The 21,105-nt window shown below is 38.0% G+C and carries 22 protein-coding genes; 4 read left to right on the top strand and 18 right to left on the bottom strand.

The genetic code is table 11. The annotated features are described in order from the left end of the window. The first annotated feature begins 43 nt into the window (after positions 1-43). The 4 genes from AC5WOE_RS10045 (at position 44) to rlmH (ending at position 3,000) form a co-directional block, all read left to right on the top strand. A complete protein-coding gene (locus AC5WOE_RS10045; protein ID WP_496050057.1) occupies positions 44-859 on the top strand; it encodes an MBL fold metallo-hydrolase in 816 nt (271 codons plus the stop codon). A gap of 149 nt (positions 860-1,008) precedes the next feature. Continuing rightward, entirely contained in the window at positions 1,009-2,196 is a 1,188-nt protein-coding gene (locus AC5WOE_RS10040; RefSeq protein ID WP_496050056.1) for a S1C family serine protease, read from the top strand. A 170-nt stretch (positions 2,197-2,366) separates the two neighbouring features. Next, positions 2,367-2,549: a CxxH/CxxC protein gene (locus AC5WOE_RS10035; RefSeq protein WP_496050055.1), complete on the top strand. Its 183-nt coding sequence runs from the start codon at positions 2,367-2,369 to the stop codon at positions 2,547-2,549. Beyond that, a complete protein-coding gene (gene rlmH / locus AC5WOE_RS10030) occupies positions 2,539-3,000 on the top strand; it encodes a 23S rRNA (pseudouridine(1915)-N(3))-methyltransferase RlmH (protein ID WP_496050054.1) in 462 nt (153 codons plus the stop codon). The genes AC5WOE_RS10035 and rlmH overlap by 11 nt, the downstream gene beginning before the upstream one ends. A 5-nt stretch (positions 3,001-3,005) precedes the next feature. Here the strand turns inward: rlmH and AC5WOE_RS10025 are convergent, their stop codons facing one another. From AC5WOE_RS10025 to AC5WOE_RS09940, 18 genes are all read right to left on the bottom strand, one after another. After that, complete coding sequence (locus AC5WOE_RS10025) at positions 3,006-4,295, bottom strand: hypothetical protein (protein ID WP_496052531.1); 1,290 nt, start codon at positions 4,293-4,295, stop codon at positions 3,006-3,008. Between the two features lie 346 nt (positions 4,296-4,641). Then, entirely contained in the window at positions 4,642-5,541 is a 900-nt protein-coding gene (locus AC5WOE_RS10020) for a hypothetical protein (RefSeq protein WP_496052530.1), read from the bottom strand. A gap of 1 nt (position 5,542) precedes the next feature. Next, a complete protein-coding gene (locus AC5WOE_RS10015) occupies positions 5,543-5,893 on the bottom strand; it encodes a hypothetical protein (protein WP_496052529.1) in 351 nt (116 codons plus the stop codon). A gap of 131 nt (positions 5,894-6,024) precedes the next feature. Next, on the bottom strand, positions 6,025-6,474 hold the full coding sequence (locus tag AC5WOE_RS10010) for a hypothetical protein (RefSeq protein WP_496050051.1): 450 nt from the start codon (positions 6,472-6,474) through the stop codon (positions 6,025-6,027). A gap of 40 nt (positions 6,475-6,514) precedes the next feature. Beyond that, positions 6,515-7,333 (bottom strand): hypothetical protein, encoded by an 819-nt coding sequence (locus AC5WOE_RS10005; RefSeq protein ID WP_496052528.1) that lies wholly within the window; start codon positions 7,331-7,333, stop codon positions 6,515-6,517. 28 nt (positions 7,334-7,361) lie between these two features. Beyond that, entirely contained in the window at positions 7,362-9,293 is a 1,932-nt protein-coding gene (locus AC5WOE_RS10000) for a VirD4-like conjugal transfer protein, CD1115 family (RefSeq protein ID WP_496052527.1), read from the bottom strand. A gap of 72 nt (positions 9,294-9,365) precedes the next feature. Further along, on the bottom strand, positions 9,366-10,646 hold the full coding sequence (locus tag AC5WOE_RS09995) for a conjugal transfer protein TrbL family protein (RefSeq protein ID WP_496050048.1): 1,281 nt from the start codon (positions 10,644-10,646) through the stop codon (positions 9,366-9,368). 59 nt (positions 10,647-10,705) lie between these two features. Beyond that, the gene (locus AC5WOE_RS09990) at positions 10,706-12,583 is read right to left on the bottom strand and encodes a VirB4 family type IV secretion system protein (RefSeq protein WP_496050047.1); all 1,878 of its coding nucleotides are present in this window, start codon (positions 12,581-12,583) and stop codon (positions 10,706-10,708) included. Positions 12,584-12,585: 2 nt separating this feature from the next. Further along, positions 12,586-13,230 (bottom strand): TraC-like domain-containing protein, encoded by a 645-nt coding sequence (locus AC5WOE_RS09985; protein ID WP_496052526.1) that lies wholly within the window; start codon positions 13,228-13,230, stop codon positions 12,586-12,588. Between the two features lie 16 nt (positions 13,231-13,246). Then, complete coding sequence (locus AC5WOE_RS09980) at positions 13,247-13,570, bottom strand: hypothetical protein (RefSeq protein ID WP_496052525.1); 324 nt, start codon at positions 13,568-13,570, stop codon at positions 13,247-13,249. Positions 13,571-13,584: 14 nt separating this feature from the next. Next, positions 13,585-13,872, bottom strand: a complete 288-nt coding sequence (locus AC5WOE_RS09975) for a pilin (RefSeq protein ID WP_496050044.1) — start codon at positions 13,870-13,872, stop codon at positions 13,585-13,587. 199 nt (positions 13,873-14,071) lie between these two features. Then, positions 14,072-15,358, bottom strand: a complete 1,287-nt coding sequence (locus tag AC5WOE_RS09970; RefSeq protein ID WP_496050043.1) for an adenylosuccinate synthase — start codon at positions 15,356-15,358, stop codon at positions 14,072-14,074. A 204-nt stretch (positions 15,359-15,562) separates the two neighbouring features. Further along, the gene (dnaB, locus tag AC5WOE_RS09965) at positions 15,563-16,900 is read right to left on the bottom strand and encodes a replicative DNA helicase (RefSeq protein WP_496052524.1); all 1,338 of its coding nucleotides are present in this window, start codon (positions 16,898-16,900) and stop codon (positions 15,563-15,565) included. A 30-nt stretch (positions 16,901-16,930) separates the two neighbouring features. Continuing rightward, a complete protein-coding gene (rplI, locus tag AC5WOE_RS09960) occupies positions 16,931-17,386 on the bottom strand; it encodes a 50S ribosomal protein L9 (RefSeq protein WP_496050041.1) in 456 nt (151 codons plus the stop codon). Between the two features lies 1 nt (position 17,387). Next, positions 17,388-19,340, bottom strand: coding sequence for a DHH family phosphoesterase (locus AC5WOE_RS09955; RefSeq protein ID WP_496052523.1), 1,953 nt, complete (start codon positions 19,338-19,340; stop codon positions 17,388-17,390). 429 nt (positions 19,341-19,769) lie between these two features. Continuing rightward, entirely contained in the window at positions 19,770-20,081 is a 312-nt protein-coding gene (locus AC5WOE_RS09950; RefSeq protein WP_240875256.1) for a MazG-like family protein, read from the bottom strand. A gap of 261 nt (positions 20,082-20,342) precedes the next feature. Then, positions 20,343-20,570 (bottom strand): 30S ribosomal protein S18, encoded by a 228-nt coding sequence (gene rpsR / locus AC5WOE_RS09945; RefSeq protein WP_160800395.1) that lies wholly within the window; start codon positions 20,568-20,570, stop codon positions 20,343-20,345. Positions 20,571-20,607: 37 nt separating this feature from the next. Next, entirely contained in the window at positions 20,608-21,072 is a 465-nt protein-coding gene (locus tag AC5WOE_RS09940) for a single-stranded DNA-binding protein (protein ID WP_496050039.1), read from the bottom strand. Positions 21,073-21,105 lie beyond the last annotated feature (33 nt).

Here is a 21,105-nt window from a genome sequence, read left to right as displayed (position 1 = left end):
CAGGTCTACAGGGAAAATGGATGTATAGATAGGAGTATTTACTGTGAAGTTTAGTGTACTAGCAAGTGGTAGCTCTGGAAATGCCCTCTACATAGAAACTGAAAATACCCGTCTGTTAGTCGATGCAGGACTAAGTGGTAAGCAATTAGGAGGGAGACTAACACAAATTGGTGTGAATCCAGAAAGCCTCACTGCTATCCTTGTAACTCATGAACATATTGATCACGTAAAGGGACTAGGTGTCATGGCAAGAAGATATCAGCTGCCAATTTATCTAAACGAAGCAACCTATCAACATCTTCCATCTAGTGTTGGAGATATACCCACTTCTATGCTTCATTTTATGGATACAGGTTCCTCTATTTCCATTGCTGATATAGGCGTTGAGTCTATTCCTATCTCTCATGATGCAGCTGAACCGATGGGATTTCGTTTCTTTGAAAAAGATGAATCAATGGCAATCGTTACAGACCTCGGTTATGTCAATGAGAAAATCATCCAATCTCTCGCTGGAGTCCATAGTCTGATTTGGGAAAGTAACCATGATGTTAATATGCTGCGAATGGGAAGCTATCCATGGAATGTAAAACGCAGAATATTAGGAGATACTGGTCACTTATCGAATGAAGACTCAGCAATTGCCCTTTTAGAAATTATAAAAGGAATGGGTGAACAAGTATATCTTGCACACTTAAGTCAAGATAATAACTTGCTGGAACTAGCACATCTTACAGTCAAAAATACGTTAGAAGAAGCTGGTCTTCAAGTTGGAAAAGACATTGTACTCAAAGAAACATATCCAGATAGACCTACTCCCTTACAAGAAGTAAAAATACAATCGGCAATAGTTAGTGCTTAAACTGCATATTATGTGGGGTAGAATCAAATACTTTATGAGACTCCACACGACTGAATTCGTAGGATTCTTAGGCAGTTAACGCACTCAATCCATTCATCACATGATTCAAACCGTGGACTTTCAATAAATGATCTCGAGGGGGAAATCCTATGGGGTACTATAATGACCAATATTACGGTAATAGTCATGGACCGCGTCCACGTCGTCGATCTCTTGTATTTTTATGTATCGTCTCGGCGATCATCGGTGGACTGATTACACTTTTATTCGTGCCTTTACTAGCACGAATAGGATACTTTGATAACTCACTCGGGCAAAATCAGAATACAACTACACAGTATACCCCCAGTAAAACAACGAGTGTCAAAGTCAACTCACAGATTACAGAAGCGGTAAACAAAGTACGGTCAGCAGTTGTTGGAGTTGAAAATCTCGGTAGCTCTGATGATCCTTTTAGTACCGAAAATGTAAAACAAGGAACAGGTTCCGGGATTATCTTTCAAAAATCCGATGGGAAGGCCTTAGTTGTAACGAATTTCCATGTAATTGAAGGGAACAAAAAAGTACAGGTTGTCATTCCATTGAGCAACGATAAATCTAAAACAGTACCAGCAAAGGTTTTAGGTTATGACCAAATTACAGATTTAGCTGTCCTGCAAATTGATTCAGCAGGTGTAACCGAAGTCGCTCAGTTTGGAAACTCTGACACCTTGCAGGCTGGAGAACCTGCGATAGCCATTGGGAATCCACTTGGACCTCAGTTTTCCCAATCTGTAACCGTAGGTGTAATCAGTTCACCGAAACGCACAATTGATGTAACGGAAACAAATGCTACCGATGTTATTCAGACAGATGCAGCGATCAACCCCGGAAATAGTGGGGGAGCTTTGGTAAATGCAGCTGGTCAAGTCATTGGTATCAATAGCTTAAAGATCGCCGAAAGTGGAGTAGAAGGACTTGGATTTGCTATTCCTGTTAATGACGCTCAACCTGTCATTCAACAACTGATCAAATTAGGTCATGTACCTAGACCATACTTAGGCGTTCAACTTTATGATTTACAAGAAATGTTACCTTCTGCATGGGATGAATTAAAACTTCCTCAATCTGTACAAACCGGTGTTTTAATCAAAACAGTTGATGCAAACACTCCTGCTTCCAAAGCCGGATTGAAATCACGTGATGTAATTGTAGCAATCGATAAACAATCTATCGCCAATAGCTCTGAACTACGTAAATATCTTTATACGAAGAAGATCGGGGATAAAGTTACGCTGACAATTTATCGTAGTGGAAAGAAATCTACTGTATCTGTAACTCTTGCAGAAGGGCCTTGATGAAATAGACAAGACAACCAAAAAGATTTATCATAAACAATGCTTCGCTATATAGCGGAGCATTATTTTTATAGTAGATAAGAAAAATATAAATCAAGTGCAACTAGGCCTTTGTCTGCGCCTTGAAAGGCTGGCAGTCGGCAAGTTTTCTTTAGAGGATGTGGATAGAAATGTATGCCTGCAAGGAACATATCGACTATGTAATGGAAGATTTTATCGACAAATACGCAGTAGCTCCAACGATGGAAGTAATTGATTCGGACGACCATAAAAGTTGTGACTGGTGCAAACAACCTGCTGCTTATTTTCTAACAGTAGAAGAAGAGACGGAGGAATCAAACCTTGCAGATTAATATCATTGCCGTAGGAAATGTAAAGGAAAAATACTTGAAAGACGCTTGTGCAGAGTATCAGAAAAGGTTACAAGCTTATACAAAACTTACTATTTTTGAAATCGAAGAAGAGAATAAGGGGAGCATTACCACAAGAAAACAAAAAGAAGGAGAAAAAATCATCAAGAAGATTTCAGATGATACTTTTGTCATTGTCTTAAGTATCGAGGGGAAAAGCTTCTCTTCCGAGCAGTTCGCTGAGAAAATAAACCATTTAGGAACATATGGAAATAGCCATCTTACCTTTATTATTGGCGGTTCCGATGGCTTATCTTCTGAAGTGATACAAAAAGCAAACCTACAGCTCTCTTTTTCCAAATTGACATTTCCTCATCAATTGATGCGTGTATTTTTGCTGGAACAAATTTATCGAGGATTTAAGATTATTCGAGGGGAAAATTATCACAAGTAAGTTTATTAGTTGAGGCCAGTTTTTTGCTTTGCATAATTTATGATTTTTTCTTGGTTTGTGCTTTTAGCAAAATCCATTGCTTCTTGAAGGCGGCCTTCACTTGCATAAGCTCGAATGATTGCTTTTCCTCTTCGAACATTAACCGGTACTTGCCTATATAGCTCAAGAATTGTCTTGTTTTCTCTTTTATAAACCGCTTGCTCAAATTGAATGATGACGGAGTTACTCTTGATTGGCAGAAGTTTTTTTAATTGATCCCTCTCCTCCAAATACTGAACAATGCTATGAGCGTATGTTGAATCTAAATCTAATGCTTTTTGAATCTGCCCTGTTCTCACATATGTATACAAAACTACTTTTTTATCCTCTGAAGACAAAGAAGAAAAATTTAGCTGTTTAAATATCTTTTCAGCAGCTTGATATTTGCCTGTAGCAGCATATCGGACGCCATTTTGCAAAAGAGCTGTTTGTTGTTGTTGATTTGGAACAGGGTCTGCATGATTAATCTTTTGCTTAGGCAACAAAAAGGGGGTGAGAAGGGCGAGTACACCAAACGTTATGGCAATCCATTTCGGTTGGATCACTATTTTCTTTTTTTTAGCACCATTTCCATTTTGATTAGAGACAGAAGGTAAGACTTGCCTTGGTTTTGTAGGAATCAAGCTCCATTTCTTTTTGGGCTTTGCTTGATCCTCGATCGCTATACGATTGGTATAATCAATATTTTCTAGTTCAAACCAAGTCGATGCCTTTGCTAATTTTTTTCCAATATGGGAATACGCAGGATGGATCTTTGTGCCTACTTCTTTTCCCCATCTCTTTATTTCTCCAAAAGACATATTATCTGTCAGCAAATAAAAAATGAGCTGTTTGATGGATTCCAATATCACATCAGGTTCACGGTCTGGAAACAGCCCTTGAACCCCGCGAAACAAAACTTTCACCTCATTTGAGGGGCCAATTACAATATTGATTGGCTGATAGAAGGTATATACTTCTTGTTGTCTCTCAAAATATTGCCCGAGAAATATTAACTGTGTCACAATCTCAGCAACATTATTGGCTAAACGAAATTTCTCCAATGGCATATAACCTGGGTCTATTTCAAAAAAAACCCGAAATACCCCTTCTTGCATTGCACTTTCAAATGTAAACGGCACTGCACAGTCTACATCTGGCACAGCCTCACTATACTCTTCATAACTATGTATCCGCACTTTTGATATTGGCAACTCATAGCGGACTTGATTGCCATCTAATACAAATGTTCCATCTTCACACTGTATTCGTTTCATATGTAACTCCTCTGCCAAAACATTGGTGATTTCATTTCTTTGTAAAGGAATATATACCTACTCCAGATGAGCAAATTCACTAACATTTCATTCCAAATCCGCTAATCCACCCCAAAAAGTAGTACTTTGGAACCGTAGGTTCCAATATGCACGTCTTCCGCGTCTGTTGTAAAGAGCAACAAAGGACGCTTCAGCCGTGCAAAGCGAGACTAGGAACGAAGTGACGTAGCGAGACTTGTGCCCTTGTCTGAGGTGCATATCTTCGCTTGGTATTTTTTGTATCTATTTTTGCTCAAATAGAGTACCTATTAAAAATAATCTCCCTTTCTTCTCATTACTTCATTTATTATCTTTCCACCCCATCCCAAGGGATATCTTTTGCATCTATCTCTAAGTGATCTCTTGGTTGCTGCCTTTCCAAGCTTCGATCAGTCGCCTGTAATTCCTCATTTGCTTTGAAAATATCGTCTATGTTTTTCCATTTCCCATCGACATAGACTAACTGTGGTTGAAACTGACCCTTTTTATCAAAATGACCTAGCAGCACATCGCAGTTTTGAAAAAGCACCCGATCTTTATAAGAAATTTGATATTCTGGAATAATCATATTATTTCTTGCAGAAGTAAAACCATTCCCTGTAAATGGATTGTAAGGTACGTTATCTGAAACTTCACCTTTCTCGTTTACTGTGATCTCTCGTTGAAATGGAACTTTACTTTTTTCACCTACATCTGGACCTGAAAAATATACAGCATACATCTTTGTATCATCTCCATCCAGATGATCTGATCCTTCAAAATCCAACCTTAGAACACTGTAGATGAGTTCCTCTTTCGTAAAGTTATCTTGATAGAGGCGAGGATCAGCAACAAAACCTACGATACCATCGAAATTCCTCTCTTTCGATGTTCCTAAGTAACTATCTTTTTCTAACTCATGGAAAACTCTTACCCCTTCCTGTAAAGGTGGTATCTTTTCTCGTGCTTCCTTTATAAACTTCCACTCTTGATCTGTCATACAACAAGCTGGTAAGTGAATTAGACTCATCAACTTCGTTAATTCATCTTTACTATAACCAGCCTTTTCTAAAGCTTCTGAGAAATGATTAGCGGTAAACCCTTCTCTTTTTACCTCTGCGGAGCGCGCGAATTTGAAATAAGTTTCAGGGGTATCGTATATATCTTTAATTATTGTAGCTATTTTACTTGACGATAATTTTAGCTGCTTTACCTCGGATTTAGCCATATCAATTCGACTCCGTAAGTTCAATTACTTCTTCATTATTTATACGTCCTAGTTTTTCCATGTCATCTTTTATATACTCTATACAATTTCCGTTGAGTTCCATTTGCTCTTTTATTTTTTCAGCGAACACATCATCTCTAGAGATTTCATTTAACCTTGCAATCCCTTTTAATGAATCAACACCTTCTACAATAGATTTAATCTCTTTAAATTTTCCCAAAATATTTTTTGATGCCAAAATTTCTTTTGAATTAATGCTCTTTAGTGTAGAAGTACTTCTCTTCTTAACTGTAGGTTTACCAAAATCTTTGAACTTCCCTCGAGACAATACCATATTTTTTTTGCTAAACAAAATTCTATTCATCATATTGTCTGATAATAAATAATTAATATTAAATACTCCTTTACTATACAATTTAGAAAGGATAGAACTAGTGACTTTCTTTTAGCCTATCCTTTTTTACTATTTCTATAGTACTTCTTTTAATCTCTAATATATTTCCGATCTAATACCAATCCATTTTTGTCATAGTAAACAATGATTATAGATTGATCTACACCATAATTCTTCATTCCATATACCTGAGAAGTTCCTGTGTCCGTTATTTTCTCATTTCCAATGGAATCCAAAAAGAGAATATTTTCTATTTTATCCTCTGTTTCTTGCTTGCCTTCACCTATTAATATGTGTTTTTCTAAATCTCGTATCATTCTTCTTTTAAACTGCTTTGCTAAAACATATTCCAATTCTTGATAGCTTACTAAAGAACCATGTTTGTCATAGATATACTCCCAATGACCTTCTTCTTCCAATGATCTTCCATAATAACAGACGGTCCTATCTCCATCTTTCACTTCTTTTTTTAGTGATAAAGACTTCCTACCCAACATTTCCTCCACATAATGCCTCGGCGCCCCAATCATATCGGACAAAGCTCTCATCCTTTCTTTTTCTATGGTTTTCATTACTAATTTAAATCTCATCTCTGCGAACAAAGCGTTTTTGCTTAATTTCATCTTTGGAATTGTACATGATACGGTAGATAAAGATATCTTTACCGCCTCTGTTCAGACCATATTTTTGAACTGTCGTTCTTTCATTTAGCCGTTCTAATTCTCCTAATGGGATATATCCTGCTGATGCGAGAATTTTTTCTACTTCTGCTTTTTCGGTTCCCATTAAGATTTCTTCTTTTAAAAGTTCCATTCTTTTATGATAAAGGTATTGTAATTGTTCTTCGATCTCTTGATAAGAGATCAGCTTTTGTTTATCGTTGTAGACAAAGTGCCAATATCCGTGCTCATCTTCGACTTTGCTATAAGAGCAATTGAAAAATCCTTCTTCTATTTCCGCCTCTTTTTTCGGTACAAATTGATGCTCACCAGCTAGATACTCCTCTACTTTTGAGCGTTCTTCTCCTCTTAAATCCTTCATTCTTGCCCGGATGTATTCTCTGTCTCGCTGCTCCTCTTCATATCTGCCAGTAAGACCTGTGTCGTTAAGTGCAACTTTGAAAAAGAAGTTTTCCAAGTCTTCTGGGGTAGCATCGGGAATATTTTCTTCCACATGAACCATAAATTGTTTCAATACTTCCCTTATTTGATCTGTATGATCTTCTATATCTTCTGAGGAAGCTGGGCTTGCAACCTCACCGATCTCTTTTAGTTTTTGATCAAGTAAAGCTTCTTGTTCAGGTTTGAGGTTTCGCCGTATCCGCTGTTCTAATTTAGTAATTCGCTGTTGTCTGTCAATTGCTTTGAGCAGATCATCTATTTCTTGGTATTCATCCAAGCCTAAGTCCCCCTTTGGAAAAGGCTTTTTAATCCACGCTTTTTTGTTGCATATCCATAAAAAACGCACGTAACAAATCGAATTTTTGTTCTGAGTAATTGGGAGCAGTTGGTGATAACTTTGCCAATTGATCATCTAGCTCTTTTGCCAATTCTGCCGATAAATTCGCACGAAGACGACTTTCCAGCTGCTCCACTGCCTTAAGAAGGTTGGTGTCCGTGTTTTGCTCTTGTTGTGTGTTGACTGTTTCTTCTTTTGATTCTTCCTTTTGTACGGAATCTGGTGTAGCTCCCACTTCAAAAGCCATTGGTACTCTGTAGTCAAAACGACTTTGTCGATTATATTCATGTAAGATACCTTTAAAAAACTCCCATTGGTACACTTTTCGTAATTTTGCTGGATACATTCCTGAGATTAGTAACATTCCCTCATCTCGGCCCATTCGAGAAAGCTCATCAGGTGTAATCAACATTCGTTCCCCATACTGTTCGGATAAGGAAGAATTCTTTTCTTTCCCTTGTGTTTTGGAAGTGGATTTGGTCTGAATCGTTGTTTTCCCGATCAATTCAGAGAAATATTCCGCAGTCATCTTATCATCTACTCCAAGGAGATACCGCAGGCTACAGTTTCCAATAATTCCTTCTGCTTTTTCTTTCGTATACTGATCGACTAGCTGCCCCATCGATTGCACAATGGTACTTATACTGATACCATAACTGCGGCATGTCGCTAATATTTGTTCAAACCTTGGGATTTTCCCGATATTTACAAATTCGTCGAGCAGAAAGTTAACTTTTACAGGCAGCTTGTTATAATTGTGATCTGCTACATAGTAAAGACGTTGGAACAATTGCGTGAAAAAAGTAGAGGTTAAAGGTTCCCATGTCGCATCTGCAATCGGCAGGATACAATAGATCACCATCTTTTTCTTCCCTAGATCATCGAGGGAAAAATCACTTTTCTCTGTAAACTTGCGGACATCAGATGCGTCAAACTTCGATAAGGTAATCCCCAAGGAGATAAAAATACTTGCCCTTGTCTTGTCTTCCGCCATACGAACGATGAGATAGGATTGATATGCAGGGTGATCAGGAGGCAACTTTCCAAAAAACTGATCCAACTTTTTGGGAGTACGTCCTTGCACTGTAAGGATTTCCTTCACTTTGGCGAGGTTGGCCTCTTCGGGACACTCATAACGAACATATAAGAGTAGTGTTTTTAACAAAGCAATCTCTGATCTCGTCCAAAAATCATTTTCCGAATTACTTTTATCCCCGGAATTAGCTACGATGGTAGTCGCTACTTGTTCAGCCTCAATCTCTTTTGTAATGTAATCAAGTGGATTGTAGCGGTCACTGAGATTCATTTCCAAAAAATTAACCAAGTGAACTTCATAACCTTGTTCTTGTTTTAATTTCGCGGTCGCCTCATAGATTTCCCCTTTCGGGTCGGTAACCACAATCGAGCGTTCCTGTTCATGAATAAGGTTGGTTAAGAGATAAGATTGCGTTTTTCCTGATCCTGGTGAACCAACAATAAAAACATTGCGATTTGGTATTATTGTCTCTTCTGGTAAAATAAGAGGTCTGTTTCCAAGGAGTCCTAGCATGATTCCAGATGGATTCTGCAAATTTTCCTGTGCACTTTTTTTCCACGTATCTCTAGCAAAGTAGCGGTCATTCATCAATTCCGATTTCTTGGCAAAACGGGAAGTACCATGAGCCCCATAAGATGCCGCTTGTTTATATCTTTTTCCTGATAAGAACAAAAAGGTTTTATAAGTAAAAAAGCAGAATAAAAAGAGAACAATCACTTGAAACTTGATAAAAAGATCAAGGGAAATAGCTTTACTGATAATCTCTGATAAATTCGCCCAATCAACGGTATCTTTAAGCATTCCAGTGGGAATGGCTACTAAGATGACCGCAAGAACTATATCGATGAGAAGAACTCCTAGCAATGCTAGGAGTAAAGCTCCAATGAAAGGACGAATATATTGTTTGAGTTGAATATCACATCATCCTCAACTTTATTAAATTTTAGTAAAGACAGAAGTAACGAAATTCGTTATTTTTGATGCTCCTGTTGAATGCATCCATTCTTTCAAAAATTTAGGAGTTCTAATTAATAAAATAAAGAATCCAACACTTAAAAAATAATTTACTATGCTCATAACTACACCTTCTTTAGTTGGTACGAGCATTTTAAGTCCCATAACAAGGATCAATATTTGTATAGACTGAGTAAATATTACTGCGAGTAGATGCTTCCACCAACTAGGAAATAAATTAAACTCCTCATTTAAACTAGTTGCTATCGCAATAGGACCAATGACAATTAATAGTACTATTTCTGCATAACGTATAACCGTTTGGAAACAGAAAATCACAAAGGCAATAGCAATAATTGCAATTAAAAATAATACGATATTATAGTTGAGGATTAGAAGTCCTGAAGCTGCTACTAAATAATACATCTTATCGTATATTGTTATACCACCTACTATTGTTGTTACAATTTCTTTATTTAGTTCAACTAGTTTTTCAAATATCCAAGGTAATGTTCCTAGCATTGCTGCTGCAAAAATCACTTTACGTAATAAGGGCATCAGTTGTGACTGATTTTCTTGGATTGCATACAACGACAAAATACGAATGGCTTGATACGAAAGAAATAGAAGCAGGAAAGTCCAGGAAACATTTCGAAAACCTACAGAGTAATACTTGAATGTGTCACTATCAAGAACTGTGCCATTAAATAAAATTTTATTCAGAACAGAACTAGCCTCTTTAATAATAGATCTAGATTGATGGTACATGGATTTCTTTATCTGACACCCAATCATTTCCCAATCACAATCTTTATACTCTTCTTCTGCCGCTTTCAATGCTTTATCTGCTTTTTGCGATTCCGTTTTTGCTTTTTCCCATGCTTTTTTTGCTTTTTTATATGCTCCTTCTGCTTTCTTTGCTTCTGTATCTGCTGTCTTCCATTCTTTATCTGCTTCTATCCATTCATTATTTTTATCTTGTATATCTTCTGGGTCTTCTTTATCTTTCTTAGCTTCATCCAAGATTCTCTTAGCGTATCTTACATCTACCCCAGCTTCATCTGCTTTTGATCTAGCATTATCCGCATTATTCTTAGCGTCTTCCTTTGCTTGCCTAGCATCTTCTACTTTTTGCTTAGCATCTTCTGCTTTATCCTCAGCTTGTTTCACAGGGTCAGCAAATGAAGATTCTACCGTGAAAAAATTTACAACTAAGAAACTTATACAAAGAAGCAAGAAAAAGTTTATATACGTTTTATACATGTTTTTATCAACTCACATCCTTTTTCCTTGGACTGTGTTCATCCATCTAAAGGACTTCTTTATCTCCCGCCATATTTCTTTTCGTACCAATTAACATCCCAAAGTTTTAATTCTGCTGGGGTAAGTTCGACTTGAAGGTGGACTTTCTTACTCCCTACCACATAGATGCCTTTTCCTGCATTTTGGTGTTTATCTGCATCTTGGATCACAAGTAAGCGCTGTTCTTCCTCGGAAAAGCTTTCGGATGTTCTTTCTCGGATGCTGTTCATCTCTTCCTGCACCATCGGCAAGTATAGTTTGGTAACAGAATTTAAGATCACAGCTTCTCCATAATTTCGCGATCCTTCAACAGCACTTAAAAAATCTCCTACTTGCTGGGTAGCGGATGTAACACCGCCGGAGAAAGAACGAATTAGCTTATACATAGAAGCAAGAAATTCCATTGCTAGTGGATTTTTTGGATCTGAGAGAATATGGGCTTCATCGACGAAAATCTGGTGGATTTTCTTCTTGTCCATCGTGACATCATCCCACAAAAAGGTGAGGATGTTATACATGGCAACCTGCTGTAAATCGCCTTCGTTACGCAGGTCAAATAAATCAAACACAATTAAATCGTTTGATAAGTCCACATTGGTAATTCCATTAAACGCTTTGGAGTATGAACCTTCCACGTAAGGATACAATACTTGGTAAAAACCAGCTAAAGGTGTATATTGCTCTTCTGTATGCATTAACAAATCTATCTTCTGATGTAAATCTTTTATAGTCGGGTAATCCGAACTCTGTTTGGTTTTAAAGTTGGTCTCCCACGTTATTCCCTTATCTCGATAAACTTCAACCAACACTTTTTCTAACAGAGCCATTCCTACTTGCTGTTCTTTTAAATCTTTATACATCAATGTAAACATTGTCTTTAAACGTGAAATCTTTTGATGCAAAAGGGATGCTTCTAACGGCTGGCCGGTTTCATCTGTAGCAATCGTTGCGTTCATGATCTCAAAAGGATTGATGACGTTATCATTCATTGGTGATATTTTGATCCATTCTCCACCAAGTTTTCGAGCTTTCTCACCAAACTCCCCTTTTGGATCTACAATTCGGATCGTAGTACCCTGCATCCAGCGACGCATCATATCACCAAAGAGATAGGTGGACTTCCCTCCACCACTTGTTGCAATCACGACTTCATTGCGGTTTAATAATTCATCATGATCGACCAATACGATGCTATTGGTTTTTAAGTTTTTCCCTTTGATAATTCCTTTCTCACTGACAATTTCACATTCATCAAATGGGAATAATGAAGAAATAGACTCGCTGTCAAAGTTTCGATAGGTCATCTCTGGTACACGATGAGATCGCACAGGGAGAACACTTTGAAATGCTTCTAACATCCGAAAATGAGGAGTGAGTAGTTTGATTGATTTACTCATCTGTGTTTTTACTTGATGGGTAATAGTATTGAGCTTCTCTAAGGTATCTGCTTGAATATGAACTAACATATGCTCTACAAACATTTCGCTTGATCCATTTACGAGATTTTGTAAGAGGATTTCTGCATCTTGCAGGTCGTTCTCAATTGTGATCTGATCTACAGGTCTTAATCGAGGTTCTTGCAGGCGGGTTTTATATTCAATAACTGCACGATTTAATGATTTAATCATTTCCCCGGATGGAGTAGGTTCTATGTGATGAATCACAGAAACATTAGAAGAGATGGTATGTAATTTCTCCAGAAAACCAGCTTCTACTTGGTTAGCGAAGTGAGAAACTACTAAAGTACGAACATAGTTCCCACCCAACCGTAAATAGTTGGCACTTTCTTCAATACTGTCCGGAGAAAAGAGATCGAGCATAGAGTTAATCTCTGTAACGCTTTGTTCTATATCTGACTCTTCCTTTTGTTTCGGCTTTTTAAAAAAACGGGTAAACAATTCTATTCCTCCTCCCGTTTTTTGTATTGCTCAACGGCCTTCATTAGATTTCCTTGTCCAATAATATAGGGATATTCTTTTTCATAGCTACCAACTGCTAACTGAGCATTTTCATAATCAAAGAACATATGAATATATTTAGCTAACTCATGATTCCATAATTCTTTCACTTGCAATTTGTGTCGATAAAGCATTTCTTCTAAAGCTAACTTTATATCTCTTGTACGAAGTTTCAGTTTTTCTATAGCTTCTTCTTTGGCGTTCTCACTAGAAAATGGCTCATCTAAAATAACATACCGGCTTCGGCGAATCATATCTCTATCTTCTTGTAATGCTTTTGCATATTGAATATAACTAGATAACATTTCTTTTTTATAAGGGTTTACCAACCGTCTCAACTTATCTTTTAACTGGAGAATATACTCTTTTAAATCCATTGGTTCAGCTACCCTAGCTATTTGTATCGGCTTTCTCAATCCCCGTAAAAATGATTCATAGCCTTCCAGTACTTCTTTCTCTTCTGCATAGGACATCAGATGTGTATTTACAGCACTTACAGATAAAACTTTAATCAATCTCTTATCTGTGGTTTCAATCATTTCATTGTAGATACCCTTTATAGGGATAAGCTCTTGTGCAGTTCGCACTATTCTCCCACTCCTCTCATCTTTCTTTTGAAAATGGGTAGACTCGTTGCCGTCGATTAAAACGAATTCTCCATATAAGTTGTTGATAGAGAGCGATATTTTTTCGTTCTGGAATAGGGCGAACAAATAACATCGCTCCTCCTAAAGTAGCAGGGAGCAATGCAAAAAATAAGCGATAAGATAAATCCCAGCTATCAGGGACAAAGTATTGATAACAAAGATATCCTAAAAGACCGAGTGGCAATAAAATTAAACCTTCTCGTAGTGTAATTCCCCGCCAAATATGAAATGATTTACTAATTTGATTTGGTATTAAAAATCGCTTTCTTTCTGCTGCCATTCCGTTCTCCTTTTCTAGAAAGCACCATCTAACCAACTAACGATACTCTTAGCCATAAAGCACAGAGCTGCTGCTGCTCCAACCCACCACATTCCTGTTTTTAATTTTGCACGAGCATGTTCATCTGAAGCTAACATAGAAGCAATCCCCAGTCCTATAAAAGCAAGTGTTGCTATCGGGGTTGCAATACTGAGTAACCCATCAATGACATTATTGGTTAAGAATTTAGAGATCTTCGTAAATGGGTCGTTAGCAGCTGGAGGTTTTTTGGCTGCAAGAAAATGATAGATTTGCCACTTCATAAAAAATTTCAGTCCTTTTTTTTCGAATTATCACACCTTCTATTATAAATTAATTTGTTTTCCATTTTACTTAATTGTTATTATTTTTCATAAATTATTCTTCTTTACATTTACTCTTATAATCATGTATTTTAAATAGAAAGAATCCTGCCCATAAAAAAATCCTCTGATTTGCATCAGAGGATAAGGAGGAACTGTTCTATACATATGCAGGTCTTACTTGAATTGTCTGATCACGATCCGGTCCTACTGAGAAAATGGTCAGTGGGATACCAGTTAATTGTGTGATCCGCTCAACGTAGTGCTGAGTTGCTAATGGGAGCTCATGCAAAGAACGGGCACCGGTGATGTCTTCTGTCCAACCTGGAAGCTCCTCAAAAACGGGTTCGCACTCTGCTAATAGGCTGAGGTCTGCTGGATAGTTTTCAATAACCTGCCCTTTGTAACTATATGCTGTACAGATTTTGACGGTTGGTAAACCAGTCAATACATCAAGGGAATTAAGAGATAGACCAGTGATTCCACTCACACGGCGCGCATGGCGTACAACAACAGAATCAAACCAGCCAACACGTCGTGGTCTTCCTGTCGTAGTACCATACTCTCGGCCAACCTCGCGAATTTGGTTTCCTACTTCATCATGTAATTCGGTAGGAAATGGACCATCTCCAACACGAGACGTATATGCTTTTGCAACTCCAATGACTTGGTGAATTTTTGTCGGGCCTACTCCTGAACCGATGCAAACACCACCTGCAACAGGGTTAGAGGAAGTTACAAAAGGATACGTTCCTTGATCGATATCCAACATGACACCTTGAGCACCTTCAAACAATACTCTTCTACCTTGATCAATTGCATTGTTTAGAAAAACAGATGTATCCGTTACATATGGGCGAATACGATCGACTATTGCCATATAAGTATTGTAAATATCGTCAAACTGTAATCCTTCTTGATGGTAGAGCTGTTCCAACAACCGATTTTTTTGCTCTAAATTACGGCGCAATTTATCTGCAAAAATCTCAGGTGTCAATAGATCAGCAACTCGGATACCAACTCGCGCTGCTTTATCCATATACGCAGGGCCTATTCCTTTCCCTGTCGTTCCAATTTTATCGGTTCCTTTTTGTGCTTCTTCTGCCAAATCCAGCTTGATGTGGTAAGGCATAATCAGATGAGCACGGTCAGAAATCCGCAAGTTGTCTAGATTCACATTATGTTTTTCTAAGTAATCCAATTCTTCTACTAACGCAAGAGGATGGATCACCATTCCATTGCCTAATACACATTTTTTATCATCATAAAATATACCAGAGGGAATCATATGCAATTTATAACGTGTTCCACCAAACACGATAGTATGCCCTGCATTGTTGCCACCTTGATATCTTGCTACAGTTTCTGCTTTTTCTGCTAAAAAATCGGTTATTTTGCCTTTTCCTTCGTCTCCCCACTGTGTTCCAACAACGACTACGGTAGACATATAATCCCTCCAGGATTCATCTTTTTCATGTAAAAAGTTGCATGCTATTACCCTGCTAGGCAAGTGTAAAAAGTTTTCATCTTATTTTGATCAGAAAAGATCTTATACATGCTTAACTACCAAACCATGTACATTCTATAGGTTGAACAAAGACATGTCAAATAAAAAAACGAACATTAACCAAAATGATTGGCAATATATTCGTTATTTAGGCAGTCGGAGCTCCAGAGATAAAAATTTATTATAGTTTTTTAAGAACAATAACTCAACACGACCAACAGGTCCATTTCTCTGTTTGCCGATGATAATCTCTGCTATATTCTTTTTCTCAGATTCTTCATTGTAGTAATCATCTCGATATAAAAACGCAACCATATCTGCATCCTGCTCAATAGAACCAGATTCACGCAGGTCAGATAACATAGGGCGTTTATCTTGTCTTTGTTCTACAGCACGAGATAACTGGGACAAAGCGATAATTGGCACGTTAAACTCTCTCGCCATCAACTTAAGTGATCGAGATATTTCCGATATCTCTTGTTGACGACTATCGATCCCTCTCCCTGAAATGAGTTGGAGATAATCAATCATAACCAAACCAAGTCCATGTTCTGCTTGAAGTCTGCGGAGTTTTGCACGAATATCAAAAATGGTGATACCAGGAGTATCATCTATAAAAATAGACGCTTCATTCAATGTCCCAATCGACATCGTTAGTTTTTCCCAGTCTTCCTCATTTAAATTCCCCGTTCGAAAAGCTTGTGCATCTATATTTCCTTCTGAAGCGATCATCCTCATGACCAACTGAGGAGAGGACATCTCCAAACTAAATATAGCTACTGTTTCTCCTGTTCTGGTTGCCACATTTTGAGCAACATTTAACGCAAATGCTGTTTTCCCCATACTAGGGCGAGCTGCTACAATGATTAGATCAGATTTTTGAAATCCAGATGTCATCTTGTCCAAATCAATGAACCCAGTAGATAAACCTTTTAGTCCCCCCTTATTATAATGAAGGGCTTCTATTTGCTCATAAGATTCTACCAAGACATCTTTAATCGATGCAAAAGAACCTTTTATTCTTCTCTTCGCAATATCCAAAATCTTCTTTTCGGCTGATTCCATAATACCTGTTATATCTTCTTCACTCGTGTAAGCATCACCAATGATCTCGGAAGCAGTCCGGATCAGGGTTCTTTGCATCGATTTGGTTTCAACGATTTTCGCATAGTAATCAACATTAGAAATAGCAGGGACAAGTGCAGCTATTTCTGTTAAATAGCTAACTCCCCCCACCTCTTCTAATAAATTTTTATCTTGCAGAAGAGCTGTCAGCGTAACTAGATCGATAGGTTCCCGCTTTTCGGCTAACTCATTCATTACTTGAAAAAGTCGTTGATGTCCCTGCCGATAAAAATCTTCTGCTCTAATACTTTCATTTACATTGGTGAGTACATCGGGATTAAGAAGAATGGCTCCAAGTACTGCTTGTTCCGCCTCTATATTTTGCGGAGGCAGGCGATCTGTCATTAAATCATTCATCTATTAAGTACCCCTTAAGATACCCCTCATTTACTTTCCTTCTACAACAACAATTTGGACTGTCAGGGTAGTCGTTACTTTTGGATGTAATTTAACAGGAATTTTTACGAATCCAGCTAGTTTGATTGGCTCTTTTAATGCTATTTTCTTTTTATCAATTTCGATTTGAAATGCATCTTTAAAGGCTTTACTGATTTGTTTAGAAGTTATTGCTCCAAATAAGCGGCCGTCCTTACCGGCTTTTGCTTCAATCTGTAAAGTATGTGCCGCGATTTGTTCGCTCAGTTCATTCGCTTCCGCTAATTCTCGCTTCTGTTTTTCTTCATCTAGTCGTTGTTGTTCTTTTAGCGAGTTCATATTTCCACCAGAAGCCGCTACAGCGAGTTTACGTGGAAGTAGGAAATTCCGACCATATCCTTCTGCTACTTCTTTAATCTCTCCCTTTTTACCAGTACCTTTTACATCTTGCAATAAAATAACTTTCAACTTACGTCTCCCCTTCGCTGTTTAGCATATCTTCTAGATGTAAAATCAGATTGGATTCTGCTTGTTCCAAGCTGACACCTTTCAATTGACAAGCAGCATTGGTAAGATGGCCTCCGCCACCCATCTCTTCCATAATTACTTGTACGTTTAATTTACCTGCTGATCTTGCGCTGATAGCCACCATTTTATCATCTCGACGAGCAATAACGAAAGATGCTTCTACTCCATACAGATTTACCAAAGCATCTGCTGTTTGAGCAATCGTTATTTGATCATAATACTTATCTTCTTCCCCAACAACAATTGCATATCGATCCAATACTGTTTTGGTATGCTGCAATAATTCAGAACGATTCATCAACGAAGATAAATCTTCACGAAGCAGGGATTGAACCAAAAATAGATCAGCGCCATGCCTCCTGAGAAAAGAAGCAGCTTCAAAAGTTCGAGAGCCAGCCCTTGCTGTAAAATTTTTGGTATCCACCACAATCCCAGCTAATAGGGCGGTCGACTCTAATGGGTCTAATGTAAGATCATCTTGGTATTGTAGTAACTCTGTTACTAGTTCACAAGTAGAGGACGCGTATGGCTCAATATAACTGAGTACAGCATCTTCAATGTACTCTTCACCTCGTCGATGATGATCAATAACGACAATTTTCTCTGCACGTTTGATCACTTCTGGTTCGATAACAAAAGAAGGTTTATTCGTGTCAACTAAGATCAATAATGTGCCTGGTTCTTCAATTACTTCTAATGCTTCTGCTGCTGTCACTAAATTTTCAGCTAAGTCATGCTGTTCTAATTCCCTCATCAAACGCTGAGTTGTCATATCAGGGCGATCTACTACCATAAAAGCAGAACGACCATGCAACGAAGCAAACCGAAGCATCCCGATAGCTGCACCCAAGGCATCCATATCAGGATCACGATGTCCCATCACCAATACTTGCCGACTATCATCTATCAGTTTGGAGAGAGAACCAGAGATCACACGAGCTCGTACACGGGTTCTTTTCTCCATTGCATTTGTCTTTCCACCAAAAAACTTCACACGTTCTTTCCCTTGGACAGCCGCTTGATCTCCTCCACGTGCTAGAGCGATCTGGAGTGCCGCTTGAGCGTGATTCGAGCGGTCTACCATATTGACACCTACACTGGTAATTCCAATACTCAACGTGATCGGAATCTTATGTTGTCTAGTCTGTTCCCGAACCAAATCTAAAATATCAAATCGATTTTGAATTAACTGCTCCAATGTTTGTTGATTCGTCACTACAAACATTTTATCTGTATCAATCCGTTTAAGCGCAATATCATATCGTTTCGCCCAAGTAGTGATGGTATTTAAGATATTTGCCTGAAGCTCTGCTTCTTCTTGATCCGATAATCCTTGCCCGGCTTCATCATAATTATCCAATTGTAAAAACCCTAAGACTGTTCGCTCCAACTCAATTCGCTTATGCAAGGTAGCAAGCGGAGTAACATCTTGAATCATGTATAAGCGATGTTCGGGGTAATGGGTAAATTGATACGAGCGATCTCCCATAATTAAGGAAAACGCGCCAGCGGTCGGCGCCTCAGGTGTGGGGAAAATATCCGATATCGGTTGATCTATCAAATCTCGATCACCAAACATATCTTGAATATATGAATTATGCCAAGCAATCTTATTTTCTTCATCATAAAGAAACACACCAATAGGTAACTTGGACAAAGCCAACTTGCTAGAACGGTCTAACTGATCTACTAAATTTTCCGTATAAGATCGAAATCGTTTTTGAAATATCGATTCAGTAATAAATATACTTGCGACAAGAACAACAAAACTTATCGCAACGAAAATGATCATCAACCATCTATTTGACCACCAAAGATAACTGGTCCAAACTATCCATAACAGAGCACAGATTATGACTAATCCACGCCATCTAGTAGTAACAAATTTCGGCATTGTATTCCCTCACCAACGGATAAATGAGATATCCATGGAACTATATATGTATATTCTACCCCAGATATACGTCTGATCAACTATCGCCGAAAAACTTTATCGTATTGTCAAAGAGCATACACTTTTTGAGTTCATACATGTACTTACTAGCATGCGGGCTGTGGTTCGTTGATTCTCTAAGGTAAGTTAACCCTGTCTGATAAATGAATGCAGGTATACTTCAAAACGAAAAATCCAATAATTACCAAAAAAGAACCTCTTAGAGAGTAACCATTAATGGTGTCTTCAGATGAGAAAAAAGGGAACATGTACCAATTCATATTGCATGAAGATCAATTGAAAACATAGCGTGATCATTATGAGGCGTAAAAAAGATGAAATAGACCAATAAAATTTCTGAAACAGAGGATATAGGTTTTGATTATAGCATCATCGCTTTGTTATATATTCATCTAATGTAGATAAATCCCCATACCATTGCTCCAATTGATGCCCTTCTGATACATGTTCCCTAAGTTTTGTTGTCACTGCTTGATCCAATTCTCTAAAAGGTAAACCCATACGTCGCGCTAATACATAAATAGTGACAAGCAAACTAGATAAGCTATCTATTATCATATTTTGATTAGCATGGTGCAAACCTTTAAATAAGTTAGAGATTTGATCCAACACTTCCGTTTTTAACCAATCTATAACACGAATATTTTTCGCAAATTGCATACCCCGCTCTGGTCGAGACACCTTGATCCCTCCTATCTAGGAGAGATTTCCACAAAACTATTGGTAATTCCTTCCTGACAGGGCATTTCATGTACATGATTAGAAAATAAATTATGGAATAGAGTAGCTCTTCTTATCTCTCAAGGGGGAATTTTGAGGTTAAAAAACTTCAAAAAACAATATTTCCTTAGAATGACAAAAAATCAAACTGTGATTACCTTTGTTGGACAAATCCGCTTAAAAGAAAAACTGCCGACCTATTGGTCCGCAGTTTTCTGTTTTCTAGTCGTTTGTATATGGAAGCAATGCCATTTGACGAGCACGTTTGATTGCATGAGTCAACTGACGTTGATATTTCGAGCTAGTTCCAGTTACACGACGAGGCAAGATTTTACCACGTTCACTTACAAACTTACGAAGCAAATCTACATCTTTGTAGTCGATGTAGGAGATTTTGTTCACCGTAAAGAAACAAACTTTACGACGTTTATGTCCACGACGACGAGCCATCACAGGTCCCTCCTTTTCTTTTCATTTCCGTTTTCACTTAAAAAGGAAGATCATCATCAGACAAATCGATAGGTTTACCAACACTTTGAAATGGGTCTTGGTTGGGCTGTTTGTTCTGCTGGTTTTGGTTGCTGTATCCCATGTTGTTATCGCCAAAGTTATTATCGTTGTTTTGACTGTTTTTGGAATCCAAAAATTTCACTTGGTCTGCTACTACTTCCGTAGACCAGGCAGTACGACCTTCTTGGTTTTCATAGCTTCGAACTTGCAAACGACCCTCTAACGCAACTAAGGAACCTTTGTGTAAATACTTCGCACAATTTTCAGCTAAACCCCGCCATACAGAAATGAAAATAAAATCGGCTTCTCGTTCTCCTTGCTGGTTCGTATAATTGCGGTCTACAGCAAGCGTAAATCTTGCGATAGCTGTGCCACCATTCGCAGTATACCGAAGTTCAGGATCACGTGTCAGCCTACCAACTAGAACGACCCTATTAAGCACTAGCAACCTCTCCCTTTTGCATGATGATCGGTC

It is taken from the genome of Shimazuella sp. NTD248 (genome assembly GCF_059510395.1).
Note: the sequence above shows the minus strand (reverse complement) of the source record. Positions and strands in the feature narration are given on the sequence as shown.